27 protein-coding genes and 1 pseudogene are annotated in these 25,320 nt (G+C 72.9%); 10 read left to right on the top strand and 18 right to left on the bottom strand.

The genetic code is table 11. The features are described from left to right. Positions 1–11 precede the first annotated feature (11 nt). Positions 12–548 carry a GNAT family N-acetyltransferase gene (locus C3492_RS10890; protein ID WP_103811509.1) on the top strand — a complete coding sequence of 179 codons (537 nt, stop codon included), beginning with the start codon at positions 12–14 and terminating at the stop codon, positions 546–548. Positions 549–791: 243 nt separating this feature from the next. On the opposite strand, the gene C3492_RS10880 is transcribed toward C3492_RS10890, so the two are convergent. The 3 genes from C3492_RS10880 to C3492_RS10870 form a co-directional block, all read right to left on the bottom strand. Beyond that, a complete protein-coding gene (locus C3492_RS10880; protein ID WP_103811507.1) occupies positions 792–1,292 on the bottom strand; it encodes a peptidylprolyl isomerase in 501 nt (166 codons plus the stop codon). A 106-nt stretch (positions 1,293–1,398) separates the two neighbouring features. Further along, complete coding sequence (locus C3492_RS10875) at positions 1,399–1,827, bottom strand: phosphopantetheine-binding protein (RefSeq protein WP_258055611.1); 429 nt, start codon at positions 1,825–1,827, stop codon at positions 1,399–1,401. A gap of 55 nt (positions 1,828–1,882) precedes the next feature. Continuing rightward, entirely contained in the window at positions 1,883–2,602 is a 720-nt protein-coding gene (locus C3492_RS10870; protein WP_103811506.1) for an HAD family phosphatase, read from the bottom strand. A gap of 400 nt (positions 2,603–3,002) precedes the next feature. Between C3492_RS10870 and C3492_RS10865 the strand changes: the two genes are divergently transcribed. Then, a complete protein-coding gene (locus C3492_RS10865) occupies positions 3,003–3,617 on the top strand; it encodes a ScbR family autoregulator-binding transcription factor (RefSeq protein ID WP_103811505.1) in 615 nt (204 codons plus the stop codon). A 79-nt stretch (positions 3,618–3,696) separates the two neighbouring features. Here the strand turns inward: C3492_RS10865 and C3492_RS10860 are convergent, their stop codons facing one another. From C3492_RS10860 to C3492_RS10845, 3 genes are all read right to left on the bottom strand, one after another. Continuing rightward, positions 3,697–4,296 (bottom strand): DUF6058 family natural product biosynthesis protein, encoded by a 600-nt coding sequence (locus C3492_RS10860; protein WP_103811504.1) that lies wholly within the window; start codon positions 4,294–4,296, stop codon positions 3,697–3,699. A 452-nt stretch (positions 4,297–4,748) separates the two neighbouring features. Then, the gene (locus tag C3492_RS10850) at positions 4,749–5,444 is read right to left on the bottom strand and encodes a PASTA domain-containing protein (protein WP_258055610.1); all 696 of its coding nucleotides are present in this window, start codon (positions 5,442–5,444) and stop codon (positions 4,749–4,751) included. A gap of 125 nt (positions 5,445–5,569) precedes the next feature. Next, positions 5,570–6,475: a tetratricopeptide repeat protein gene (locus tag C3492_RS10845; RefSeq protein ID WP_103811503.1), complete on the bottom strand. Its 906-nt coding sequence runs from the start codon at positions 6,473–6,475 to the stop codon at positions 5,570–5,572. Between the two features lie 212 nt (positions 6,476–6,687). On the opposite strand from C3492_RS10845, the gene C3492_RS10840 reads away from it, so the two are divergent. The 3 genes from C3492_RS10840 to C3492_RS10830 all read left to right on the top strand — a co-directional run bounded on the left by C3492_RS10840 (position 6,688) and on the right by C3492_RS10830 (position 8,576). Next, positions 6,688–7,689, top strand: a complete 1,002-nt coding sequence (locus C3492_RS10840; protein WP_103811502.1) for an NADP-dependent oxidoreductase — start codon at positions 6,688–6,690, stop codon at positions 7,687–7,689. A gap of 29 nt (positions 7,690–7,718) precedes the next feature. Continuing rightward, entirely contained in the window at positions 7,719–8,144 is a 426-nt protein-coding gene (locus C3492_RS10835; protein ID WP_103811501.1) for a MerR family transcriptional regulator, read from the top strand. Positions 8,145–8,303: 159 nt separating this feature from the next. Beyond that, positions 8,304–8,576: a hypothetical protein gene (locus tag C3492_RS10830; RefSeq protein ID WP_103811500.1), complete on the top strand. Its 273-nt coding sequence runs from the start codon at positions 8,304–8,306 to the stop codon at positions 8,574–8,576. Positions 8,577–8,892: 316 nt separating this feature from the next. Here the strand turns inward: C3492_RS10830 and C3492_RS10825 are convergent, their stop codons facing one another. Next, positions 8,893–9,453: a nitroreductase family protein gene (locus C3492_RS10825; RefSeq protein ID WP_103811499.1), complete on the bottom strand. Its 561-nt coding sequence runs from the start codon at positions 9,451–9,453 to the stop codon at positions 8,893–8,895. A gap of 106 nt (positions 9,454–9,559) precedes the next feature. Next, positions 9,560–10,948 carry an MFS transporter gene (locus C3492_RS10820; protein WP_103811498.1) on the bottom strand — a complete coding sequence of 463 codons (1,389 nt, stop codon included), beginning with the start codon at positions 10,946–10,948 and terminating at the stop codon, positions 9,560–9,562. Between the two features lie 121 nt (positions 10,949–11,069). Between C3492_RS10820 and C3492_RS10815 the strand changes: the two genes are divergently transcribed. Continuing rightward, positions 11,070–11,966: a LysR family transcriptional regulator gene (locus C3492_RS10815; RefSeq protein WP_258055609.1), complete on the top strand. Its 897-nt coding sequence runs from the start codon at positions 11,070–11,072 to the stop codon at positions 11,964–11,966. 124 nt (positions 11,967–12,090) lie between these two features. On the opposite strand, the gene C3492_RS10810 is transcribed toward C3492_RS10815, so the two are convergent. The 5 genes and pseudogenes from C3492_RS10810 to C3492_RS46865 all read right to left on the bottom strand — a co-directional run. Further along, positions 12,091–12,420, bottom strand: a complete 330-nt coding sequence (locus C3492_RS10810) for a MazG-like family protein (RefSeq protein WP_103811496.1) — start codon at positions 12,418–12,420, stop codon at positions 12,091–12,093. Between the two features lie 169 nt (positions 12,421–12,589). Beyond that, positions 12,590–13,261 carry a class I SAM-dependent methyltransferase gene (locus C3492_RS10805; protein WP_103811495.1) on the bottom strand — a complete coding sequence of 224 codons (672 nt, stop codon included), beginning with the start codon at positions 13,259–13,261 and terminating at the stop codon, positions 12,590–12,592. 73 nt (positions 13,262–13,334) lie between these two features. Beyond that, complete coding sequence (locus C3492_RS10800; RefSeq protein ID WP_103811494.1) at positions 13,335–14,042, bottom strand: B3/4 domain-containing protein; 708 nt, start codon at positions 14,040–14,042, stop codon at positions 13,335–13,337. Positions 14,043–14,084: 42 nt separating this feature from the next. Beyond that, entirely contained in the window at positions 14,085–14,732 is a 648-nt protein-coding gene (locus tag C3492_RS10795; protein ID WP_103811493.1) for an FMN-binding negative transcriptional regulator, read from the bottom strand. Positions 14,733–14,765: 33 nt separating this feature from the next. Continuing rightward, positions 14,766–15,202: pseudogene (locus C3492_RS46865) on the bottom strand (EamA family transporter); the annotation flags it as partial. 174 nt (positions 15,203–15,376) lie between these two features. Between C3492_RS46865 and C3492_RS10785 the strand changes: the two are divergent. Then, positions 15,377–15,961, top strand: a complete 585-nt coding sequence (locus C3492_RS10785) for a helix-turn-helix domain-containing protein (RefSeq protein ID WP_181140312.1) — start codon at positions 15,377–15,379, stop codon at positions 15,959–15,961. Between the two features lie 148 nt (positions 15,962–16,109). Here the strand turns inward: C3492_RS10785 and C3492_RS10780 are convergent, their stop codons facing one another. The 4 genes from C3492_RS10780 to C3492_RS10765 form a co-directional block, all read right to left on the bottom strand. Further along, the gene (locus C3492_RS10780) at positions 16,110–16,934 is read right to left on the bottom strand and encodes a DUF1684 domain-containing protein (protein WP_103811491.1); all 825 of its coding nucleotides are present in this window, start codon (positions 16,932–16,934) and stop codon (positions 16,110–16,112) included. 76 nt (positions 16,935–17,010) lie between these two features. Further along, on the bottom strand, positions 17,011–17,934 hold the full coding sequence (locus C3492_RS10775) for an LLM class F420-dependent oxidoreductase (RefSeq protein ID WP_103811490.1): 924 nt from the start codon (positions 17,932–17,934) through the stop codon (positions 17,011–17,013). 91 nt (positions 17,935–18,025) lie between these two features. Next, complete coding sequence (locus tag C3492_RS10770; RefSeq protein WP_103811489.1) at positions 18,026–19,426, bottom strand: NtaA/DmoA family FMN-dependent monooxygenase; 1,401 nt, start codon at positions 19,424–19,426, stop codon at positions 18,026–18,028. Continuing rightward, positions 19,423–20,529 carry an LLM class flavin-dependent oxidoreductase gene (locus C3492_RS10765; RefSeq protein WP_103811488.1) on the bottom strand — a complete coding sequence of 369 codons (1,107 nt, stop codon included), beginning with the start codon at positions 20,527–20,529 and terminating at the stop codon, positions 19,423–19,425. The genes C3492_RS10770 and C3492_RS10765 overlap by 4 nt, the downstream gene beginning before the upstream one ends. A gap of 560 nt (positions 20,530–21,089) precedes the next feature. Here C3492_RS10765 and C3492_RS10760 point away from each other — a divergent pair. The 3 genes from C3492_RS10760 (at position 21,090) to C3492_RS10750 (ending at position 24,458) form a co-directional block, all read left to right on the top strand. Next, complete coding sequence (locus C3492_RS10760; RefSeq protein ID WP_103811487.1) at positions 21,090–21,608, top strand: hypothetical protein; 519 nt, start codon at positions 21,090–21,092, stop codon at positions 21,606–21,608. Beyond that, positions 21,609–23,078, top strand: a complete 1,470-nt coding sequence (locus C3492_RS10755; protein WP_103811486.1) for an MFS transporter — start codon at positions 21,609–21,611, stop codon at positions 23,076–23,078. Positions 23,079–23,216: 138 nt separating this feature from the next. After that, entirely contained in the window at positions 23,217–24,458 is a 1,242-nt protein-coding gene (locus C3492_RS10750) for a vanadium-dependent haloperoxidase (RefSeq protein WP_103811485.1), read from the top strand. A gap of 268 nt (positions 24,459–24,726) precedes the next feature. On the opposite strand, the gene C3492_RS10745 is transcribed toward C3492_RS10750, so the two are convergent. Further along, positions 24,727–25,191, bottom strand: a complete 465-nt coding sequence (locus C3492_RS10745) for a GNAT family N-acetyltransferase (RefSeq protein WP_103811568.1) — start codon at positions 25,189–25,191, stop codon at positions 24,727–24,729. Positions 25,192–25,320 lie beyond the last annotated feature (129 nt).

Here is a 25,320-nt window from a genome sequence, read left to right as displayed (position 1 = left end):
GCGGTCGCGGCATGAGCACTCTCGCGGCCCAGGCCCTCAGCACCGGACGGCTGGACCTGCTCCCGCTGCACGTCGAGCACGCCGAGGAGATGGCCGCGGTGCTGTCCGACCCGGCCCTGCACACCTTCATCGGCGGCACTCCGGACACGCCGGAAGCCCTGCGCTCGCGCTACCAGCGGATGACCGCGGGCTCTCCCGACCCCAGCGTGTCCTGGCTGAACTGGGTGATCCGGCTCCGTGCGGAATCCTGCCTGACGGGCACCGTCCAGGCGACGGTCGGCCCTTCCGGTCGGGGCACCGTCGCCGAGATCGCCTGGGTGGTGGGGACGCCGTGGCAGGGGCGGGGCATCGCCACCGAGGCGGCCCGGGAACTCGTGGACTGGCTCCGCTCGCAGCCGGTGCACACCGTAATTGCCCACATCCACCCCGAACACCGGGCCTCCGCCGCCGTCGCCGCTGCCGCCGGACTCGGCCCCACCGACGAACGGCACGACGGCGAGATCCGATGGCAGCGGAGCCTCAGCCACGTGTCCCGTGGGTCGTGCTGACGGGGCTCGGCGCCCGTCGAGCGCAGCGGGGACACGCCGACGGCCGGCCGAGCACCGGGTGACCCATGAGGACGGGACCTGCCGGCTGTTCCGCACCGGTGACGCGGTGGCTCAGCGCAACGTCCACGCCGTGCTCCTCGACGCCCGGCGGCTGTGCGGGTCCCCGTGAGGACACCATCGGCCCGCCGGGGCGGCCGAGGACGTGCCGCGGGAGCGGCCCCCGGCAGCCCCGGCGGCGAAGGGTCAGAGCTGGCCGGACTCGGCGATGGTGATCTTCGCGGAGGTACGGCCGCTGGGGGAGGAGCCGAGCGCCTCGATCCTCTTGACGAGTTCCATGCTCTCGGTGTCGGCGACCTCGCCGAACACCACGTGCTTGCCGTCGAGCCAGTCGGTCACGACGGTCGTGATGAAGAACTGCGACCCGTTGGTGTTCCGGCCGGCGTTGGCCATGGACAGCAGGCCCGGCCGGTCGTGCTTGAGGGTGAAGTTCTCGTCGGCGAACTTCTCGCCGTAGATGCTCTTGCCGCCGGTGCCGTCGCCCCGGGTGAAGTCACCGCCCTGGAGCATGAAGTTGGGGATGACCCGGTGGAAGGAGGAGCCCGCGTAACCGAAGCCCTTCTCGCCGGTCGCCAGGGCGCGGAAGTTCTCCGCCGTCTTGGGAACCACGTCGTCGAACAGGTTGAAGACGATCCGCCCGGCGGGCTCGTCGTTGATGGTGATATCGAAGTAGACCTTGGTCGTCATGCCCCTATCCTGACATTCCGCCGGGCACCGGTCGCACGCGCGGTCCGCCTCCGGCCGGTCCGGCCGGTGTGTCCCGCTGCGAATACCGGGACACGGCGTGTCCGGATCAGCCGGAACCCTCCTCGGCGGTCAGGGCCGTCAGCAGGGCCCGGACGGTCGGCCGGCGGTACAGACCCCGCAGCCGTACGGCGGGCAGCCCCTCGGCGCGCATCGCCGTACCGATGCGGATGGCGAAGAGCGAGTCGCCGCCGAGTTCGAAGAAGTCGTCGTCGGGGCCGACGGGCACGCCCAGCACCTTGCTCCACACCGCGCTCAGCCGGGCGGCGAGGCCCTCGTCCGCCGGAGGCGGAGCGCCCGGCCGGGTGGCCCGCGTCAGGACGGGCTCCGGCAGACGGGACGGGTCCAGCTTGCCGTCGGCGGTCAGCGGCAGCGCGGGCAGCGCGGGCAGCGCCGTCACCGTCGCCGGCACCACGGGGAGTACGCCGGCGGCACGCGCCTGGATCGCGGAGGTGGCGGCGTCCTCGGTGGGCACCACGTACCGTCGATCCGCGCGGTGGCCGCGTCACGATCGGCTCGCCCCACGGCAAGGGTCATGGACCCCAGGGTTCCGGCGCCGGACCGGGAGTGTCCGAGGAGTGGGCCCAGGCCAGCAGTTCAGGGGCGTCGAGCGCCGGTAACCACAGGTCGGCCCGGGTGGCGCCGTCGCCCGGCGGCCGGGGGCCGACGCCCAGGACCCGCAGTCCGGCGCGGTGGGCCGCTTCCACACCGGTCAGGGAGTCCTCGATGGCCAGCGCCCGGTGCGGGCGGACACCGCAGAGGCGGGCCGCCATGGCGTAGAGGTCCGGGTGCGGCTTGGGACGCAGGCGGTCCCCGGTGTCGGGGGCGACGATGTGCTGGAAGTGCGAGCGCAGCCCGGCCCGTTCCAGGCTGCCCTCCACCACCACTCTCGGGCAGTTGCTGGCCACCGCCAGCGGCAGCCGGGCGGAGAGCAGCCGGACGAGCCGGGCCGCGCCCGGCATCGTCACCGGGTCGTCGGTGACGAGCTCCAGGAAGTGGTCGAGAAGCGCGGCCGCCAGCGCTTCCGCCAGTTCCGGCTTGTGCGCCGACCGCGCCATCAGTCGGCCGCAGTCCTCGTAGTGCAGGCCCGTGGCCTGCTCCGCGAACCCCGGCGGCGGCTGGAGCCCGTACTCCCGGAAGGCCCGGTTGCGGGCTTCCCGCCAGTGACGTTCGCTGTCCATCAGGGTGCCGTCACAGTCGAAGACGACGGCTTCGGGCGACCAGTCGAGAAGAGCGTTGACCGTGGCGCTCACGAGGGCCTCCTAGGTGTCCGCACGCATGGCGTACGACATTTCCGACCATTCACAGGAAACGGAAAGATAGTGGCGGCTACGTTATTTCCGTCACGGCAAATCGGGCAATAACTCTATTCAGTGACTCGACGGGACCGGGATCCGGGCGTATGGCCGTGTGGCGGCGACGGCGGCAGGTTCGCTATCGGCATCGTCAACACGACTGTCACGACACCCCAGTTGGCACACGCGCACGGTCGTGCCGCACCCGGCACGAACCCGCGCCCCTCACCACCCGGCCGCGTTCCCTTTCGAAAGAAATGCGTAATTGCCGCGCGAGTGTGACCTATTCTGCGCCAGGCGTACGCTGGCGCACTGAATTCGTGGCCGGTGGAAGAACCGAGCGAGGGCGGACGGGACGTTGCAGGAACGGGCGAAGGCAACCCGTAGATCACTGCTGGAAGCGGCTGCCCAGCTCTTCGCCGAACAGGGGTACGCGGCCACCAGCGTCAACGACATGAGCGCCCGGTCGGGCCGCACCAGCGGCGCCGTCTATTTCCACTACGCCGGCAAGGAGGGCATCGCCGTCGCCGTCGTCCAGGACCGGTTCGCCACGTGGTCACAACTCGCCGCACGCTACGCGGACGAGGCGGTCCCCCCGGTCGAGCGGCTCGTCGCCCTCAGCTACGACATCGCCCATGCCCTCGCCGAGGACCCGGTGACGCGTGCCGGCGCCCGCCTGTGGGCCGAGCGCGCCACCATCAACGCCCCCCTTCCCGACCCCTTCGCCCTGTGGACCGCCGCCGCCACGCGACTGCTCGCGCAGGCCCGGCTCGCCGGCCACCTGTACGCGCACATCCGCCCCGCCCGCACGGCCCGTACCCTGGTGCGCGCGTTCTTCGGCCTCTGCGCCCTCACCGAGGCGCTCGAAGGCACGGCCGTCGTCACCGACCGCCTGACCGACTGGTGGCAGCTGACCCTTCCCTCCCTCCGCCCGCACCCGGCGCGCGAGGAGGACCTGCCGACAGGCCGCTGACGACGGCTGGCCGGCGCCGGACCCTGCACGACGCGGCCGAACGCGCCGGACACGGCCGGGACGAGGCGAAAACGTCCACTCACGTGCGCGGGAAGCGGGCGCGCATGGCGTCGATGCAGGTGTCCCGGGACGTGGGTCCGCCGAACCGGAGACGGTCATAATCCGTGAAGGCCGGTTCCAGGACATCGAGTTCGTCGACCAGAGCGTGCAGCCGCTCGGAGCACCGCGCCGAACCGGCGTCCAGCTCGTCCGCCGCGGCACCGATCGCGGCCGTCAGGTGATCCTTGCGCTGAATGGTGGCCGGGGTCACCGAGTGCAGACACACATACTGCCCGCTGAGATACGCGTCCCACTCCGCCTTGCCGGTGGCCGGGTCGGCCCAGTGGGCGGTGAACCACGCTTCGAGCAGGTCCACGCCGCCGGCCTCGTCGGCGAGAGCGAACAGGTCGGCCGGCACCATCTCGGCACCGTCGGAACGCAGATACCCCGGAAGCGGCAGGCACCGCCCCAGCATCAGCCGACGGACCTCGTCGGCTTCGCGGCCCAGCACCGCGCACAGTTCCTCCAGGACCACGAACTGCGTGCTGACGTACACGTCGTCCGCATCGGTCATCGGATGGTCGCCGTTGACCTCCTGGAACCGCTCCACGAGCTGTTGCTTCAGGTCTGTCTCCGGCACGAGTGGCCTCCGGCGTCATCATCGCGGGCGTCTCCCGCACAGGACTCCGCACGTTACGGGCCGGACGGTTCGGCACGCACCGAACCCTCCGCCGCACGGGACGACGCACGTCGCACGGGCGGACCTCGGCTGCCCGTGCGGCCGGTCGCCGAGGTGCCGAGGTGCAGGGGGAGCGGTGGCGGGGTGATGCGGTGGTGTGGTGGTCGCGACAGCATGCCGGAACGGTTCGCCGCCCTCCCGGCCGACCCCGCGCCGGAGGACGTCGTCGAGATGAACCGCGCCGCCCACCGCTGACAGTGAAGACTGATCGTGGCATCGTCCGGGGATCTGGCCCGGCCACTGACCGACGCCCGGCTGTCCTTGGCGTGAATCGTCGGCCTCTCTCAGCGCGGTCGGCGCGGGTGGCGGGTGGTGGAGGCCCGGGGGAGTGGCGCGCCGGGCCTCACCTGTGTCTACGGGCAGTTCTCCCCGTACTTCACCGCGTTCAGCGTGACCGGCTGCCCGTTCAGCTTCGCGCCCGCGGCCGGCTTCTGGCCGCACACCTGCCAGTTCGACTCCAACAGCACGAACCGGTCCTCGCCGCTGACGTCGTTGACGGTGAGGGACGTGCCGCTGTCCAGCGCCTGGCGAGCGGCCTTCACGCTCTTGCCGTGGAAGTCCGGCATCGTCCCGCCGGCGGCCGACGGCTCGTCCTGGTCCTCGGCCGGGCACGTCTCGGACAGCTTGACCGCGCCGAAGTCGAGCTTCGTGGTGGTGGCCGTCGTCGTCCCGGCCCTGATGTTCTGGGAGCAGACCTTCCAGTCGCGGTCGAGGATCTGCATACGGGCGCGGCCGGAGGAGTCGTGCGAGGTGAGCCTGTAGAAGCCGGTCTCCTGGGCGTGGTCCTGGGCGGACTGGAGGCCCATGCCGACGAAATCGGGCACTGCCTTCTTCTCGTCCTCCTGTGACACCGCGCCGGCCTTGCTGTCGGCGTCCGCGTCGGCGTCGGCGGGTGTCGGCGTGGCGGCGGCGCTGGAGGCGACGCTCGACGGGGCCGGTGTGGCGGAGGCGTTGTCCTTGTCGCCGTTGTCGCCGTTGACGGCGTTGCCGACAGCGCCGATGACGATGACACTGCCTGCGATGCCGCCGATGAGCTTCCAGTTGGCCACGGGGCCCCTCCCTGGGTGGTGCGTGTGGTGCAGGGAGGAGCGTAAACGGAAGGTAAGCAATGTGTGCAATCGGTGATGACTCTGTGACCGGATCGGGTGGCGAACAAAGGACGGCGGCGTCCGCCTCAGCTGTTCTTCACGCGCCGGGCCGCAGCCACGAGTTCGGCAGGCAGCGCGGGGCCGGCACACGCGTGATCGATCAGCAGGTCCCGGTACGAGTCGTTCGGCAGGTTCGGTGCCAGTTCCATGAGTTCGCTCAGATCGGCACGCGAGCCGGTGAGTCGTGCACGGTAGGCGGCCCCGGCCGCGCGAAGTGAGAGCTCCGCCGGCTCGTACCGCAGCCCCTGATCGACCAGCCGGACCGCGGAGGCGAAGTCGCCCTGCTCAGCACGCACATCGGCCAGGTCGAGGTAGAGCGACCAGTTGGCCGGTTCCAGGGCGAGAGCGCGCTCGAACGCCGCCACGGTCTGCCGGAGATCACCCAGCTTGCGCCACGTGCCCGCGCGCACGACTTCCGTCAGCATGATCCGCTCAACGGAGTCCGCCTGGTCGCAGAGGGCGAACGACGCGTCGGTGAGACCGCATGCCCGCAGCAGGATCGCCATCTTGGCCAGCGCCTCCGGCAACGGTTGGCGGGCGGAGACCACGTCGATGGCCTCGAACCAGGGCCGGAATCGTTCCCGCATGCTTTCGGTGTCCAGATCATGGCCACGGTCCATCGTCCGCATGGCGGCCTCGGCCAGCGCGTCGGCACTCACCCCACCGAGAAATCGTTCATCGCCGAACCACGGTGCGCGGCTCCAGGCGATGTCGGGTCGCACACCCGTGACCGATCCGATCGCCAGTGCCGCGCCGTCCATGTCGTCCTGAAGGAAGCTGATGTACGACTGCGCCAGGACCGTCCTCAACGAGTCGGCACCCCGCACCACCTCGGCCAGCTCCGACTGCTCGTCCCTCCACAACTCGGCAAGGACCGCATAGGGCTCGGGGTCCTCCGGTGCGGAGGCGATGGCACCCGCCAGATAGTGCACGGCTGCTGATGGACTGCCCCCGCAGTGCGCCAGCACCCGCGCGAGACCTACTCCCGTTGTCACCGCCCGATTCGACATCGTCCGAGGGTATCCCTGCTCCGGCCTCCGTCGGCCGGCCCCCCTGGCTCGCTCGGCACGATGCCACGGTGCCCCCGCGACCACACGCTCGCCGTCTTGCCCCTGACCCACGGGTCAAGGCTTAGCGTCCGGACATGAACGCGACTCATCGTCTTGTACGTCTGGCCCGCCGCCCCTCCGGACTGCCGGCTCCGGAGGACTTCACCCTGGTGCGGGGCCCCGTTCCGCGGCCCGAGGTCGGCCAGGTACTCGTCCGCAACACCCATTTCCTCGTCTTCCCGGGATTGCGCACCCTCATCGGAGGCGAGACCCGCGATGTCCCCCTGCCGCCGCTGCACCCCGGCGACACCCTGTTCGGCCCCGCGATCGGCGAGGTGGTCGACGGTCCGCTGAAGAAGGGCCAGTTGGTGCTGCACCTGCAGGGCTGGCGGGAGTACGCGACGCCCGTCGCCGCCGAGTGCAGGCCGCTGGAGGGCATCCTGCCCGACCCGGTGGCCCACCTCGCCCAGGGCTCCGCCGCGTACGGCGCGTTGACCCGGCTGGCCGAGGTCCATGAGGGCGACACCGTGTTCGTGACCGGGGCCGCCGGCGCCGTTGGCACTCTGGCGGGCCAGATCGCCCGGCTGCTGGGTGCCGCCCGGTTGGTCGGCAGCACCGGCTCACCGGACAAGGCCCTGCGTCTTGAGCGGGAACTCGGCTACGACGCCACAGTTCTGCGCGGAGCGGCCCCGATCGCCTCGCAGCTCGCCGAGGCCGTGCCGGACGGCATCGACGTCGTCCTGGACACCGTGGGCGGGGAACAACTGACGGCCGCGGTCCACGCTGCCAACCGCGGAGCCCGGTTCGCCCTGGTGGGCGCACTGGACGGTCAGCTGTCCCCGGACCGAGCGGGCGGGAGCGCGCCGGCTGTGCTCGACACGTACCGGCTGCTGACCAGGGGCATCACGATCGCCGGCTACAGCGGCGTGGACCACCCGGACGTCGAGGAGGAGTGGGAGGCCCGCTTCGGGGACTGGCTGCGGGCGGGCGACATCCGGTTCCCGTACACCACGGTCCACGGAATCGGGCGCGCCCCGGAGGCGTTGCCCGAACTGATCGCAGGCCGTTCCTTCGGGGCGACCATCGTGGAGCTGTAGGACGTAGAGCCGTAGGACAGGGAGAGCGCATGCGGATCGGCGAGGCAGCGGCGGCGGCCGGCACCACACCACGCGCTCTGCGCCTGTACGAGGCCCGCGGCCTCCTCCGGCCCCCGCCACGCACCCTGTCCGGCCAACGCGAGTACGGGCCCGCCGAAGTGGCCCGCGTCCGCGTCATCCGCGACCTGCTGGCCCTGGGCCTCACCCTCGACGACCTCCGCCGCCGCGCCCATCACCTCGACCTCCTCGTCCAGGACCCGCCGAGATCCTGCACCAGCGGCTCCGGCGAGTTCAGCGACGTCGTGGCCGGTCGCCTGGCCGTCCTGGACGCGGAGATCGCCCGTCTGACACACCTGCGTCAGAGCCTCGCGGCAGCCGCACGCGGACCGGGGGACGCCCCGGTCCCGCCGACCGTCCCCGACGGCAGCGATGTCACGCCTGAGCCCGAGCGTTGAACCCTGACGGACTGCCCACCGGTGAGTCCTGCGCAGGCGCCGAATCGGGCGGCTGCGAGCGGGGGCCATCACAGCCCGACACCAAGTCGAGCCCGGGCGCCGATAGTCGTACCAGGCTCGGCGAACCCCGCTGTCAGTGGCGGATGCGAGGCTGACCGGATGGACCGTTATGAGGAGGAGCTGCTACGCCGCCGGGTCTACGGCGCCGACCACGACCACCCTGGCCCGCGGCCGGACCGGCGCTACGCCGAACTGGTCGGCGGGCCGCTGGACGGGCTGCTGCTCGACATCACCGGCCGGACGCATGACGAAGTCGGCACCGGCGTCGCGCTGGCCACCGAGCTGGGACAGTTCGGCGCCGGCGGCCGCGCGGTGTACGACCCGCGCCCCGGCGACCCGGCCCGCTTCGACTGGGCCGGCGACACCCCGTGACCTTCCCGGGCCGCCCGTCCAGCGATGACGCCAGTTCTTGGTGGATTCTCCGGGGCGGTGCGCAAAATCCGCCGTCCGTGCGTTGACCCGCCCGTCTCCCGCGACGAATACGCCCGGACGGCACGGACCCGACGGGAGCGGATTCGGCCATTTGGTTGGCGCACGTTCTTCCAGTCACCATCCCCGGGCGCTCGGGGAATGTCGCGGGTCCCGGTCGATGCGAGGGATTCCGGGTTCTGGTGGTTGCGACGAGACGCCAGGGGACGGGATATCGCGCGCTGCACGCGACGGCGGTCGGCTGATCACGGTTCGGCTGTCACTCCGCCGGCGACCAGGGAGCGGAGCGCAGGTCCGCGACGCTGCGCCGCTCCCGGCCCTCCGGAGGTCCGCCGGCCGCCTTGCCCACCGCGACCATGGAGACGATCGCCCAGCCCGGGTTCGGGTCCAGCTCCTTGGCGAGCCCTTCCAGGTCGAAGGCCCGGAACTGGTGCGCGGCCAGTCCCATGGCCTGGGCCTGCACAGTCATGTGGGCGACGGCCTGGCCGAGGTCGTGGTCCGCGAACTCGGAGTAGAGCAACTGCGAGTCGTCGACGTGCCGGCGCGCCAGCGTGACGACGAGCAGGCCCGCGTCCGTCGCCCAGCGGGCCGAGCTCGGCGCGAGGTGGGGGAGCACCCGGTCGTGCTCCGGCTCACCCGGCCGGCCGATGAAGAAGCCCCAGGGCTGGGAGTTCCCCGCCGACGGTGCCCACCGCGCCGCTTCCAGCAGCAGCTCAAGGGCATGGTCGTCGACAACCGCCGACGGATCGAACCGGTAGGGGCTGAAGCGCCCGGCGAGCAGTGGGTGTATGCCGCTGGGCGGCTCCGGAGACTGGTGCATGTTCCGCGGCAACCGGCGACCGCCGGCGCGTATTCCGGCCCGTACGAGCGCGGACACCGCCCACACCGGACGATCCACCCGAAGAAACCCGACCCGCTCGGTCACCTCACCTACGTCCCGAACTCGCGCCCGTCACCGGGGTGTTCCGCGTCAGCGCGAAGGCCGGCCAGGCGAGGGCGCAGAGGCCGCCCGACAGCAGCAGTGACCACCCCGTGCCGGCGGTCGCGGCGGCGCCCATCAGGGCGACACCGAGGGTGGCGCCGATCTGGCGGACGGCGTTGAGCAGGCCGCCGACCGAGCCGGCCGTGCCGGGCGGGGCAGCGCCGATGACGGCCGCGACGAGGGCCGGCAGGACGAAGGAGATGCCGAAGCCGGTGAGGAGCAGACCCGCCCCGAGCCAGACGTAGGCGCCTCTCGCGAAGACCGTGCCGGCCAGGACGGTGCCTCCGGCGGTCAGGAGTGCCAGGCCGGCGACGATCGGGGGCCGCGGGCCGGTGCGGGCGACGATCCTGCCGGTCAGCGGCGGGTTCACGGCGAAGGGGACGGTCAGCGGCAGGAACGCCAGGCCCGTTTCCAGGGCGCTCAGGTGGCGTTCGCGCTGGAGCAGCAACGGCAGCACGAACAGGGCACCCGACAGGGCGAAGTTGGTGACCGCGCCCGCCAGCAGCCCGGCCCGCACCGGTGCCGACCGCAGCAGTGTCCGGTTCACGACCGGGGCCTGGCTGCGTCGTTCGAGCAGCGTGAACACCGTCACCGTGATGCCGAGCCCGCCCGCCGACCACGCGGTGTGGACCCATGCGCCCGCGCCGGCGGCGATCAGGACGTCCGTGAGCAGTGCCAGCACCACGACGGCCGCGGCCTGGGCCGGCCAGTCGACGCGGTCGGTGCCGCGCGGGCAGCGCACCGCCCGCCCCCGGGTCAGGGCCAGCACCAGCAGCCCGAGGGGCACGTTGACCAGGAACACGGCCCGCCATCCGGCCGCCTCCACCAGGGCGCCGCCGGCGATCGGGCCGGCCGCGACGGCCGCCCCGCTGACCGCGGCCCACACCGAGATCGCGCGGGCCCGCGCCGCAGGCCGCGGGTAGAGACGGGCGATCAGTGCCGTCGAGGCCGGGACGCAGGCGGCCGCTGCCGCCCCGGACACCGCCCGCAGCACCAGCAGCGCGCCCAGGTTCGGGGCCAGGGAGCTGAGCAGGGACGCGAGCGCGAACACGGCCGTGCCGGTCCGGAAGACCCGGTGGGCTCCGAACCGGTCGGCCGCCGCCCCTGCCGACAGCAGCAGAGCCGCGAACACCACGGTGTACCCGGTGGTGGCCCACTGCAGGCCGGCCATCGACGTGTGCAGTGACGCGGCCAGGTCGGGTTCGGCGACGGACAGCACGGTGGTGTCGAGCAGCACCATGAAGTAGCCCAGCGACACGCCGGTCAGCGCGGCCACGCGCCTCGCCCGGGACGGCGCGGGCACCGCGGGCGCGACAGGGTTCACAGCAGTCATGGAAGAGGATGCCTCCGGTGAGCAGCGAGATCGGTCACGCCGCCCACCTTGGGTCCGACCGTACGGGGCGCTCCACCGGCGCAGCCGCACACCGCGTTCGGAAATTCAGTACGCTGCAACGGTGTTGGGCGCGTACGTGGAACTACGCCAACTCGTCACCTTCGAGGCCGTGATCCGGCACCGGACGGTCACGGACGCCGCCGTCGCCCTCGGTCTCGCCCCCTCCTCCGTCTCGCAGCAGATCCGCACCCTCGAAGGCGGCCTCGGCGTCTCCTTGTTCACGCGTGGCCCCAGAGGAATGGAACCGACCCCCGCCGGGGAGCGGCTGCGCGGCTGGGCACGCACGCTGCTCGACACCGCCGAACAGGCCGTCCACGACGTCCGCGGCGAGCGCTTGCGGCTACGGCTCGGCGCCCTGGAGACCCTCGCCGGCTCCCACGTTCCCCTCGTCCTCGCCCGGCTGGCCGAACGCCGCCCCGACATCACGGTCGACGTCCACTCCGACCGCACCCGCCACGGGCTGCTCACCGACGTCGCCGACGGGCGCCTCGACGCGGCCCTCCTGCTGGACGCCGGGGAAGCACTCGGCGGGCTCGGCTTCCCCGCCCCCGACGAACCCCTGGCCTTCCTCGACCTCGACCCCGTGCCCCTGGCCCTCGTCGCGGCCCCGACCCACTCCCTGGCCGCCCGGCCCGCGTTGACCCCCGCCGACCTCGACGACGAACGGCTCCTGGTCAACGTCCCGGAATGCTCCTTCTGGCTGGCCGGGCAGCACCTCCTCGGCGCCGGCCCCCGACGCGTCCGAGCCGGCGGCGTCCCCGTGATGCGCGCCTGGGCCGAACACGGCCTCGGCGTCACCCTGCTGCCCCGCTTCGCCGTCACCGACAGCCTCCGCGCCGGCACCCTCGTCCAACTGGCCCTCCCCGTACCCGACCTCAGCCTGCGCCTCGTGTGGCGCAAGGACCGCGAGACCCTGCCCGAACTGCGCGACGTCCTCTACGCGGCCGCCCGCCCCTGAACGGGAGGAGACCTGGGAGACGCGTCCTCGTGCGCCGTGGCGCATCAGGTGGACGGCACCGCACGCAGGAAGGCCCCCGGCCGCACCCCTCGCGGAGGGGGTGGCCGGGGGCCTCGTCGGAGGGTCACTGCATGGCGGACGGGGGGCCGAAGGTGCGGGTGGCGATCGCGTCCAGCTTCGCGGCGAACGTGGCGGCCGGGTCGGGGCTGAAGCTGTGCAGCGCCACGGCGGCGGTGACGATCACGTCGCACAGCTCGTCGGCGACATCGGCCGACGTGTGGGTGACGCCCTTGCGGGGGTTCTGCCCGGTCAGACCGACGTACGCCTGCCCGGCCTCGCCGACCTCCTCCGTGAGCTTGATCAGGCGCAGCGCCCGCTCGTGCTCGTCGCGGCCGTTCTCCCTGTCGAGCCAGTCGACCAGGCGGCCGATGGTCTCCCACTGCTCCGGGGTCATGTACGGGTGTCCTTTCGTGTCGTGGGCAGGCACGGCCGGGGTCAGCGGCGACCGGGGCGGCGGGGACGATCCACGCCCCGGCCGTGCCCGGTCCAGCATGAACCTCGCGCCAGGGCCCCGGGTGAGCCGGTCTTCGGGCGGATCGAGAGGCCTGCGGGCGGGCCGCCGGTCACCGGCCGGGGCGCCTGGCCATGACGACCACACCCGGCCCGCTGTACTCCTCCGGAGGGAGCCGGAGTTCGGCGACCGGGTGCAGGCCCGCCTTCTCCAACAGGTCCACGAGTTGTTCCGGCCGCCACTTGTACGTCGTCCACCGAACGGGGACGCCCCCGTAGGCCTCGGTGCGCACCGCGTCCTCGTCCCCGACGTGTGTCCCGGTGATGAGGTGCCCGCCCGGCTTCAACGCGCGTGCGAGCAGGGCGAGGACCTGGGGGAGGACGTCACGGGGGAGGTTGAACAGCGACCACCACGCGAGCACGCCGCCGAGGGAGGCTTCACGGAGGTCGAGGTCGGAGGCAGAGGCGACACTGAAACGGCAGTGCGGATGAAGACGGCGCGCGTTCTCGATCATGCGGGGGGAGAGGTCCACCCCGGACACGTCGAGTCCGCGTTCGGCGAGGTACGCGGTCACCGTTCCGGGGCCGCAGCCGACGTCGAGGACCGGCCCGAGCCCCCTCACGGTGTCCGCGAAGGCGTCGATCGACGCCTTGAGCCAGGGATGGCGACGGATGTCGCCGACCCCCGTGGTCACCACCATGTGGGCGTAGTTGTCGGCCACGCGGTCATAGGACTCACGCACCACGTCGAGATCGGCAGGGCGGGCGATGGGGTGTGCGCGCATCCGCCAACGATAGGACGGCACGGCCGACTTGGGACCGCTCCGGCCCGGGGCCGTCCTCGCGGCCGGCGGGAGTTCAGGGGGTGGCCTGCGGCTGTGCGCGGGTGAGGTGGTGCACCCGGGTCCGGTCGGTGTGCGGGGCCAGCAGGTCCCGTAGTTCGCCGGCGGCGGTCCTGAGGAGGTGTCCGTCGCGGGTGGCGTGGAGGGTTTCGAGGACGAAGGCGACGTGGGTGGAGTCCTCGGTGACGCGGGTGCGGTGGGCGTCGCGGTGGTTCCAGTGGCGGGTCAGTACGTCGGTGGTGTCGGCGTAGATGATCTCGCCGGCCTTGGGGTGTTCGGTGGTGCCGGGTTCGCCGAGCGGGGTGAAGGTCTCGCTGCCGTCGGCGTGGCGGATGTCGACGTCCCCGGTGACGTGGTCGAGGTCGAAGGCACCGGCGGGCAGGCCGTGGCGGACGGAGACGGCGTTGTAGGAGTCGACGGCCGGGTTGATCCGGGGCAGGGTGCTCTTCTTCGCGAACCGGCGTCCGAGGGCGTCGACGCTGGGCCGGACCCGGCGGGGGTTGGTGCCGAAGGAACGGTAGGCGGTGTGCCACGCCTCGATGCGCGGGTCGCTCTCGTCAGCGGGCCGCCAGGCGCCGTCGGCGAGCTGTCGCTCCAGCTCCTCAAGGGCGGCGGTGGTGGCGGGCCACGGTTCGTGGCCGCGCAGCCCGGTCGCGGTGACGACGGCGATGAGGGTGTCGGGGAAGGCGTCGGCCACGGCGGGGCTGAGACGGAAGGTGGTCATCGTGGAGAGTCCGTTCCGAAGGGGCGGGCTGGTACGGCGGGTTCAGGCTTTCCAGGGGCCGATGCGGTCCAGGCGGCGGCGCTGCTGGGCGGCCGTGGGCGCGTCGAGGCCGGTGCCGCGCTCGGTGAGCCGGCGGGCGGTGTCGGTGCGCTGTTCCACGGGTTTGTGGTCGTCGTACTTGAACTTCGCGCGGACCTCGGTGACGTCCAGGCGCAGACCGCGGATGCCGGACAGCATCCGCCCGTAGGGCGGCCGGCCGGGGTCGATGGGGGCGTGGTCCCCTTCGGGCTGGAAGTGGGCCATCTGGCGGCGCAGCAGCTCGGCCTTGGCCGCCGGGTCCTCGATGACCGTGGCCCGGCAGGTGAACTGGACGGCCGCGTAGTAGCTGGTCGGAACGCCGTCGGTGGGCGGTGTACCGGGCTGGGCGCGCCAAGGGCCGGGGATGAAGGCGTAGTCGCCGGTGACGGTGAAGGTGACGTTCGGGTCGGCCTCGATCGTCTGCCAGACCGGGTTGGGCCGGGCGAGGTGGACCAGCAAGGTGCGGCCGTCGACGGCGAAGTGGGTGGGTACGACGACGGGCGCCTGTCCGGGCAGGCCGTTGACGCTGAGGATGCCGAAGTCGTGGCCGTCGGCTATCCAGGTCTGCCACTCGGCGTCGTCCAGGGCGGCGTCCCAGGGGTGGATGAACACGTGCGGGTCCTTCCGGGGCGGAGGTGCGGGAGGTCAGGCGAGGGCGAGGAGGCCGACGGCGGCGGTGCGCGGGCCGGTGAGCTGCCCGCGGTGGATCCGCCCGGCGAGGACACCGCGGGCGAGCGGGACCGTGTCGGCCGGGTACAGGGCGGTGATCACGGCGGCGACGGCGAGGTCAACGCTGCGGGCGGCGAGGAACAGCAGGCATGCGACCGAGTCGAGCCCCCGGCCGTCGCCGACGTCGCGTACGCCGGCTTCTCGGGCCCCTGCCGCCGGACCATCGGCCCGACCGTGGCCAGGGCGACGGCGCTGGACGCGGCGCGACCGGTGATCAGCGGGCCGACGCGACCGCCGGAGGGCGCCTGGTGCAGGAAGACCAGCTGCCGGGCGATGGCGGCGCCGGCGCCGAAGGCCGGCAGGAGCACGGCATGCGACGGGCGGGCGCTCTTCGCGTGCGCCGAGCCCGCCGAGGAAGTCGGCGCACCCGTAGGCCAGGGAACGGCCCAGGGCCGGCAGCGGAGCGATCACGGGTCATCCCTTACTATCAATGGAACGACTACACCGTACAGCGCACCGACCGGGATTCGTCAACCGAACGACCGCGCGGTGCACTGCACTGATCCACTGCCGGAAGGGTGATGACGATGGCCGGGACCGAGGCGGCGTTGCGGACGCTCGCGCACAACGTCCGCGCGGCCCGTACCCGCGCCGGGCTGTCCCTGGACGAACTCGGCCGGCGCGCCAAGGTCAGCAAGGGCGCCCTGGTCGCCCTGGAGAAGGCCCAGGGCAATCCGAACTTCGCCACCCTCGTCCGCCTCGCCGACACCCTCGGCATCTCCGTGTCCGCGCTGATGGAAGGCCCTGCCGAGGGCCGCGTCCGGGTCGTGTCCGCCGACGCCGTCATGCCCTTGTGGGCCGGGGAGAAGGGCGGCGAGGCGCGGCTCATGCTCACCACCTCGGGACCGGCCCCGGTCGAGGTCTGGCGCTGGAGACTGGAACCGGGGGAGGAGTACCCCAGCCATCCCCACCAGCCCGGGGTCGTGGAGACGGTCAGCGTCACCGCCGGCCGGATGGTGCTCGTCGTCGACGGCACCGAGCATGCCGTCGAGGCCGGGCAGACGGCCACCTTCGACGGCGACGCCCCGCACACCTACCGTGGCGCGGGCACCGGGACCTGCCACCTGATCATGACGGTGCACATCCCGCCCGGCCCTGGCTCCGCGAGCTGACCGCTGCGGTGGGGCGGCCGCGCGGGACCGCGCCCGTCAGGCCCGGTCGGCGAGGTGGCGGGCCCGGGATCGCCGCTGATCGCGCCCCCGCACCCGGAGCACCCCGCCGCGCGGGAGGGGCGCCCGTCGGCGTGGGACCGGGTCCGGCTCAGGAACCGCCGCGCTCGCGGGGGATCTTGTGGCCGGCCTCGATCGCCACCGGCAGCCGGTTCTCGGCCGGGGGCAGCGGGCAGGTGGCCAGGTCCGTATAGGCGCACGGCAGGTTCGCGGCACGGTTGAAGTCCAGGACGACCGTACCGTCGGCGGCGGGCGGCTCCAGGGTCAGGGCCCGGTTGGCGGCGTAGGTGGTGACCCCGGAGGTCGCGTCGGTGAACAGCACCATCAGCCGGCCCGCACCATGGCCGGGGAACGCGGTCAGCGACAGCGGGCGCCCGTCCAGCTCGAACTCGATCCTGCCCGGGGCGTCGTACACGTGCTCAAGGCCCTCGACCGCGGCGCCCACGGTGGTCGGCCGTGGCGTGTCGAAGGGGATGTAGCGGCCCGACACCGCCCAGCGCGGGTCGGGGGAGTAGGCGGGCGTTCCGGTGAAGGCGGTGCGCAGCGGTGCGTCCGGGTGCCGGGGGCGCACGATGTCGTGCCCGCCGCGCCGGGCGATCTCGATGACGGCGTCCCCCCAGGCCGCGTCGACGCCGCCGCGCTCGGGAAGCACGCCGAAGTGGTGCTCACCGCGCACCGGTGTTCCGTCGACGACCAGTTCCTCGCCGTCGTCGAGGTCCACGACGACGCCCTCGGGGCCGGTGCGCCAGGTACCGGGAGCGTCCGGGAAGCGCTGCGGCCGGTCGTCGAGCCAGTGCAGGCCGGTGATCGCCAGGAACCCGTGCGGGGCGGCGAGCCGGGCCTCTTGGGCGCGGTACCAGTCCAGCCAGTTCTCCGTGAAGGCGTCGCGGTCCGTCGTGGTGGCCTCGGTGGTCATGGGTTCTCCTTCGTCACGGGGTGCGGAGGGGGCACGGGGGCGGGGGCCGGCCGGGGCGTCGGCGCGACCGGCGTGCTCAGCGGGCCAGTTCGCCGAGGAGCCGCCAGGTGCGTCGGCGGTCGGCCTCTCCGGCGATCTCGGTGCCCGAGAACACGACCTCGGTGGCGCCGGCGTCGCGGTAACGGCGTACCTCGGCCTCGACGGTCTTCTCGTCGCCGATCACGGCCAGGTCGGCGGCCCGTCGGCCGCCGGACAGTTCGATGACCCGGGCGTAGGACGGGATCTGCTCGTAGAACGCGAGGCTCTCGGTGGCCTTGGCCCGCACCGCGTCGACGTCGTCGGTGACCACGCCGGGCACGAGGGCCACGATCCGGGGCGAGGGGCGGCCGGCGGCCTCGGCGGCGGCGGTCAGGGCGGGGACGATGTGGTCGGCCAGGGCGCGTGGTCCCGCCAGGTAGGGCAGGATCCCGTCCGCCAGCTCACCACTGACCCGCAGCGCCTGCGGCCCCATCGCGGCGACCAGCAGGGGGACGCCGTTCTCGGCGCCCGGTACCCGCGCCGGGACCGGGGTGGCGGCGGTGAGCAGTTCACCGTGGAAGTCGGCCGTGCCGGTCTCGGTCAACTGAAGCAGCGCGGTGAGGAATTCACGCAGGCGGGCGATGGGGCGTTCGAAGGGCAGGCCGAAGCCGCCCTCCGTCAGGAGTTTCGTGCCCAGGGCCAGACCGAGGTGGTAGCGGCCGTGCGTGGCGGCCTGGGCGGTCTGGGCCTGGCTGGAGACCAGCAGCGGGTGGCGGCCGAAGACGGGGATCGCGGAGGTGCCGACGTGCAGTCCGGGCACTTCACGCCCGACGATCGCCGCGAGCTGGGGTGAGTCCGCGCCGAAGGTCTGGCCGAACCAGGCCGACGTGAGACCGAACTCGGCTGCCTCCCGGGCCAGTTGCACGGTGGCGTCGACCTGGTTCGGCGCGTCGGACGCGTTGAGCGCTACTCCAACAGTCATGTCAGTTCACAACGGGTGCCGGTCGGACCCGCATTCCGGCCCGGGTATGACAGCTTCTTGTCAGTCATGTGTACGGGGTCCCGTCCGGGGCTCAGCCCGCCCGTCGCCGGTCCGGCGCGGACCGGCGGGTGAGTGGTTCGCGCAGGCCGAGGTGTTCGCGGAGTGTGGTGCCGGTGTACTCGGTGCGGTAGACCCCGCGTTCCTGCAGTTCCGGGACGAGCAGGTCGACGATGTCGTCGAGACCGTCGGGGATGAGGTAGGGCGTGACGTTGAAGCCGTCGATCGCGCCGTGCCGCACGAAGCGGGCGAACTTGTCGGCCAGGGCGGACGGAGTGCCGACGTGCCCGCGCTGCGGGCCGAGCGCGATGACGGTCTCACGCAGCGACCAGCCGTGCGCCTCCGCCTTCGCACGCCACTCGGCCACGACCGCACGCGGGTCGGCGACGCGCCGGGCCCCGAAGGAGCCGTCGTTCTCGCCGACGACCGGATCCTCCTTGGGCAGTGGCCCGTCGGCGTCGCGGTCAGACAGGTCGATGCCCCACAGCAGCCCGGCGATCCCCAAGGCCGTTGCCGGAGTGACCTGTTGCAGCCGGACCCAGCGCTTCTTCTCCTGGGCCTCCTCCTCGGTCGCGCCGAGGATGATCTCGGTGCCGGGCAGGATCCGCAGATCGTCCTCGGGGCGCCCGCCCGCCCGCAGCCGGCGCCGGATGTCGTCGGCGAAGGCCAGCGCGTCGTCGAAGTCGGTGCCGTGCGCGGAGAAGATGACGTCGGCGTTGCGGGCGGCGAAGTCGCGTCCCTCGCCGGAGTCACCGGCCTGGAAGATCACGGGGTGGCCCTGGGCGCTGCGCGGCAAGGTCGGAGCGAGGTCGACGTCGAACTGCGGACCCTTGTGGCGCACCGGGTGCACGGCGCCGGGCGTCGACCAGGCCGGCGCGCCCGCGGAGCCGGCGACAGCGCCGTCCTCCCAGCCGTCCCACAGGGCGCGGGCCACGGTGAGGAACTCCTCGGCGCGCCGGTAGCGGTCGGCGTGGTCGAGGTAGCCGCCGCGGCGGAAGTTCGCACCGGTCCAGGCGTTGTCCGTGGTCACCACGTTCCAGCCGGCGCGGCCCTCGGAGAGGAGGTCGAGGCCGGACAGGCGGCGGGCCAGATCGGCGGGCTCGTTGAAGGTGGAGTTGGAGGTCGAGACCAGACCGATGCGGCGGGTGACGGCGGCCAGCGCGGCGAGCTGGGTGATGGCGTCCGGCCGCCCGGCCACGTCCAGGTCGTGGATCTTGCCGTCGACCTCGCGCAGCCGCAGCCCCTCACCGAGGAAGAACGCGTCGAACAGGCCCCGTTCCGCGGTCTGGGCGACACGGCGGAAGGAGGCGGGGTCGATCTGGGAGCCGCTGTCGGGGGCGGACCAGACCGTCCAGTGGTTGACGCCCTGGAAGAACACCCCGAAGTGGAGCTGGGCGTGCGGCCGGGGGACGTCGAGGGGATCGGTGCGGGTCATCGGGCGTCCTCCTGGGCGGCCGGGGCCGCGGCGGCGAACCGATTGTCGGGGCGCTCCAGACCCAGGGTCGAGCGCAGGGACGTACCGGGCAACGGACGGGCGACGAGCCGCTGACCGGACAGGGCGGGCAGGACGAGGCGGGAGAGGACGGGCAGATCCTCGTCCAGCACCAGCGGATGCAGCCGTACGCCGTCGATGTGACGGCTCAGCTCGGCCAGGAGGCCGACCAGCCGCTCCGCGGAACCGATGTGCCGCAGCCGTCCCCGGTCGCGCCAGGCCGCGTGCCGTTCCAGGTCGGCGACCCGCTCGGCGGCCGTTGCCCCCGGCGTGTCCAGCGCCACCTCGACCTCGGCGAAGACGCGGGGCGTCCCGGCGGCTGTGGCGGCCGCGGCGACCGACGCGGGGTCGTGCCCTTCGACGAGGGCGATGTCGAGCCGTGCGGGGGGAACCCGGTCCGGCCGCCCCACCACGACGAGCTGGCCCTGGGGCGGGCGCGGGACTATTGCCGGGCCCTTGACGGTGTACGTCTCACCGGTGAAGTCGATGTGGTGCAGCCGCTCGCGGTCGAGGTAGCGGCTGGTGGCCACGGACCGGATGACCGCGTCGTCCTCCCAGGAGTCCCACAGCGCGCGGGCCACCTCGACCCCGTCGGCCGACTCCCGGGCCCGTGCCCCGGCGTCGACGACCAGCGGGCGCCCCCAGGCACGGGCCGCCTCCGGACGCTCCTCCTCCGTCACCACCCACCCGGCGCGACCGGCGGAGATGTGGTCCAGGGACGCCAACTGACCGGACACGTGGAAGGGTTCGGCATACGTGAGCGGAACGGCGGGCGCGATACCGAGGGTGCTCGTGGACGCCGCGACGAAGGCCGCCCGCTCCACCGCGCCGATGCGGCCCACCGGATCCGGTGAGGCGCCGGGCGGCAGCACGCCGTCGTCCAGGGTGATCAGGGTGAACCCGGCGTTCTCGGCGATGGCGGCGACCTCGGCCACGCGGCGCGGGGTGAGCAGCCGATCGGGGGAGTGGGCGGCGCGGCGCCAGGCCGCGGGATGGGCGCCGTCACCATCGATCTCGACGGCCAGGTGCAGGGCAGGGCCGGACAATGGGGTTCCTTCCGGGAACACGCACGATGACTCGCGGCACAGGGCCGCGACGAGACGGCCGGCGGGGCGGCCGGCAGGGGTCAGGTGTGTACGGAAGGACAGACGGCGGAAGAGGTTCGGCAGTAGTCGACGTGCCGCCGGATGACGAGCCGCGCACCGCTGCACGCACCGCACGGTGCCGCGCCCGGTACGCGCATCAGAGCCTCCGACCGTCAGGAAATTTCCCGTTCAACGTACGTCGTCGGCCCCGGTGAATGTCAAGGTCGCCCCTGGCGGGTGGGCGTCTCACCGGATGGGACGCATGGTGGACGCGTCCTTCCGGGTGTGCTTTGATCCGGCCATGGAGACCACTGGCCCGGCGCACACGGTGCTGCTCGACCCGTTCTGGGTGAGCCGCCGAGCCGACCAGTTCGACCAGGTCTGTTGCTGATCGCCGTTCGACGGCTCGCGATCCCGCCCTTCTCCTTCCGCCTCGCATCCTTCCCTCGCCGCCGACCGGCCCGCGTCCGGGCGTGGTGGTGAGGCGACGCGCGCGTCCGCCCTGCCGTGAAGGAACCCCCATGGCTCAGTCCCCACCCCTGCCCGTCCACGGCATCCCCCGCTTCCACCCCCCGGAAGCCGACCGTGCCCCCCTTCTCGCCGAACTCCACCCCGCCGCCCACGATGTGGGCTCCATCCCAGGGACGCGCCGCCACGGTCTGTTCCGCACGCACGGTCTGTTCCCCACCCAGAGCTCGTACCGTACGCACGGTCTGTTCCGCACCCAGGGCCCGTTCCGCACTCACGGCACGGGCCGCATCCACGGCAGGGGCCGCATCCACGGCAGGGGCCGCACTCACGGCACGGGCCGCACCCACGGCACGGGCCGCACCCACGGCACGGGCCGCACCCACGGTCCGTTCCGCACTCAGGGCACGGGTTGCACTCACGGCTCCTTCCGCACTCACGGCACGGGCTGCACCCACGGCCCTTTCCGCACCCACCGCACGGGCGGCACCCACGGCCCCTTCCGTACCCGCGGCACGGGCCGTACCCCGCGCGACCACCTCGGCCTGTCGCGGCCGTCCGGGCGGGTGTAGATGCCGCCGGGAGGGAACCGCGCCGCACGAGGGGTCCTGCTGGTGTGCCTGGCCGCGGGCGCCACGACCCTGCTCGACCAGGCCGTGCTCACCATCGCGGTGCCGAGCATGCGCCAGTCGCTCCAGGCCACGGGCGCGGACGTCCAGTGGATCGTGGCTGGGTACTCGCTGGCCTTCGGCCTGGCCCTCGTACCGGGTGGCAGCCTCGGTGACCTGCACGGCCGCAAGCATCTCCTCATGACCGGGATGGCGGTCTTCCTCCTGGCCGGGGTGACGGCCGCGACCGCGGCGGGGCCGGGCACCGTCATCGGTGCCCGGCTGGCCCAGGGCGCCGCGGCCGGGCTCGTCAACGCGCAGGTGATCGGCACCGTCCAGGACGTCTTCCACGGCCCCGCCCGCGGTCGTGCCCTGGGCCTCTACGCGGTCACGGGCGGCGTGGCCACGGCCCTCGGCCCACCCCTCGGCGGGGGGCTGGTCGCCGGACTCGGCCCCGAAGCGGGCTGGCGGTGCTGCCTGTTGCTGAGCCCACCGTGCGCGCTGCTCACCCTGACCCTCGCCGGCCGCCGACTGCCCCCGTCCCGGCGCACCGCCCGGAGCTCCCGGCTGGACGTCCTCGGCCTCAGCCTGCTCTGCGGATGCACACTGACGCTGATGGTGCCCTTCATCCGCACCCCGGACAGCGGGGCACAGGCGCTCCTGTGGGGCACCATGCCGTGCGCGCTGGCAGCCGTCCTGGCTGTGCAGCAGCGTCTGCGGGTTCGGCGGGGCCGTCAGCCGCTGGTGCACCCGGCGCTGACCTCGTCGAAGCCGTACATGCTGGGTACGGCCGTCGCCATGGCCCAGTTCGGCTCGTCACTGGCCGCGTTCCTCGTGCTCACCGTCTTCCTTCAGGACGGGCTCGGCCTGTCCGCTCTGCTCACGGCGGTGATCACCCTTCCCGGAGCGGTGGGGATGGGCCTCTCCTCCGCCCTCGCGTGGCGGCTGGTACGACGGATCGGACCGCGTACGGTGACCGTCGGCCTGGCCCTGGGCGCCGGTGCGTCCCTGACGGGCGCGGCCGTCGCGCTCTGGGTGCCGGCGGCGGTACTGCCGACGGCGTTGGCCGGAACACAGCTGATGTCCGGCGTCGCCGGGGGGATCACCGTCTCGCCCAACCAGGCCCAGGTGCTCGAGCACGCTCCGCCCCAGGCCGCGGGGGTGGGCGGTGGCATCCTGCAAATGGCCCAGCGCATCGCGGCGGCCGTCTGCCTCACCGCCGTCCCCGCCGTCTATCTGCACGTCGCTTCCGGTCCGCCGGGAGGCGGTCACGACCGGGCCGGGTACGCGCTGGCCTGCTGTGTCTGCGCGGGCCTGCTCGGTGTGGCCCTGCTGCTCTCCCTGCGGCGAGACGCCACCCCGCCGTCTCGCCCGATGGCACCCGTGCCGGTGCACCACGCCGACGAGACCCCCTTCTCCAAGGAGGCGACCTGATCCTCCACGGCACGGGCGCAGCGCCCCCGCCGGCGACCGCACCACAAGGCCTTCCCACTCCACCCGAACCCCCGAACGCCCCTGAACAGCCGAACACCACCGAACACCCGCGCACCCACCGAAGCCCGAGGAGAACGCATGAGTCCGAACAGAATCCGGCACGCCCTCGTCGTCCTGGGCACGGCGGCGCTGTTGACCGCCTCCGTCGAGGTTCCGCAGGCCACGGCGGCCGGCCGTACCACCACGGCGCTCGCCTGGTACGACGCCACAGCCGAGACCATCGCGACGGCGGGAGCGCCCACCCAGATCACCAACAGCCGGACGTGGGCCGTCAGTTGGCTAGCGGCGGCCCGGGCCACCCAGAGCGTGCCCGCGGGTGTCGAGCGCGGCGCGTATCAGGAGGCGGCGCTCGCCGGGGCCGTACACCGCGCGCTGGTGACGCTGGTCCCGAGCCGCGCGGAGCAGCTCGACGAGACGTACGAGAAGACCCTCGCCGCCATCCCCGACGGCCCGGCCGAGGAGCGGGGCGTCGCGGCGGGGGAGCGACAGGCGGACCTCGTCCTGAAGTGGAGGGAGGGCGACGGCCTGGACCCCGCCTCGGTCAACGCCCCTTATCCCGTCAAGCCCGCGGCGCCGGGCGTGTGGCAGCCGACGCCACCCGACCACGCACCTGCGGCCCAGTACGGCAACCGTCTCGCCGCCCCGTTCCTGCTCGGCACACAGAGCCGGTTCCGGCTCGCCCCGCCGCCCGCCCTCGACTCCCGGCGCTACGCCGCCGACCTCGCCGAGGTGCGCACGTACGGCGCCGCGAACAGCACGGCGCGCAGCGCCCACCAGACGGAGACCGCCACCTTCTGGCTCGGCTCCTCCCTCACCCTCTACACCGAGCCGCTGCGTGTGGCGCTCTCCCGGACGCGGCAGGGGATCGCCGGGCAGGCGCGACTGGTCGCACTGTTCCACGTGGCGCTGGTCGACACGCAGATCGCCACCTCCGACAGCAAGTACGCCTACGAACGCTGGCGTCCCGTCACCGCGATCCGCACGGGCACCCTCGACCCCGACCCCGACTGGACGCCGCTGCACCCCACCCCCGCCCATCCGGACTACCCGAGCGGCCACAACACCTACGCCGGCGCCGCGCAGACCGTCCTGTCGGCGCTCGTCGGACCGCGCACCGCCCCGTTCGAACTGACCAGTCCCACCGCGCCCGGTGTCACCCGGACCTACACCACCTGGAAGCAGCTCTCGGACGAGAACGCCGACGCCCGGGTCTTCTCCGGCATCCACACCCGGTCGGCCGACGAGGCGGGGCTCACGCTCGGCACGGACGTGGCACGGTACGTCCTGCACCACGCGGCACGGCTCCTCGCCCCACGCTGACCCCCCGTCGCGCTCACCGGCCCCGCATGTCCGAGCAACGCGGTCCGAGCGCACCCGGGGAAAACCCTGGCCGAGTTGCGGCGACAGCGGCACGGGCCGATCGGCGCGAGGTGCCGATGCCGGAACTCCCGGCCCAGAAGCGGCCGCCGATGCCGGAACTCCCAGAAGTGGCCGCCGACGCCGAAGCTGCTCGGCCACGTGGTGACGTGCGGGGTGGACGTCCGGCCACCGGCGCCCACTGCCTCCTCCGGGGCACATGTCGCCTGGATCAGGTGACTGCCCGGCGATAGATCTGCCGTGAGCCGCCTTCCGGGCCTGGATCAGTGGCTTCGGCCGGGGTGAAACCGAGACCTTCGTAGAAGGTGCGTGCCCCGCTGGCGGCAGCGCCCGGGTGGTCGGCACCGAAGGTGACCACCTCGATGCTGCCTGGGCCGAGCACGAACCTGCGTGTCGCGTCGGCCATCAGCGCCCTGCCGACGCCCTGTCCGCGTGCCTTCTCGGAGACGACGAGCCAATGGACGTGGTAAATCGGGGGCTCCGCACCGAAGAGCAGGCCGCCGAGGAGGGCCGATTCCGAGGAGGTGGCGACGAGCGCCGCAGACTGGCGAATGTGCGTGTCCACGGCGCTATGGAAGCCAGGGTCCTCGACCATCGGGCCGAACCAGTGCTCGACCTGGGCTGCCAGGTCGAGAAAATGGGGGAGGTCCTGTTCTCGCGCGAGTCTGACGATCACCCGAGCAGTCTGACAGACGAGGCGAACGCCGCCTGATGCGGCCCTGCCCGCCCACCGCTCGGCACCCACCACACGGGCGGCTGAGCGCCCGGTCGGCCCGTCTCCGTCCGCGGATACGGGCAGCGTGGT

It is taken from the genome of Streptomyces sp. Ru62, from assembly GCF_002920615.1.
In the GTDB taxonomy this organism is placed as follows: Bacteria; Actinomycetota; Actinomycetes; order Streptomycetales; family Streptomycetaceae; genus Streptomyces.
The sequence above is the reverse complement of the archived record's forward strand: the minus strand, read 5'-3'. Positions and strand labels throughout refer to the sequence as shown.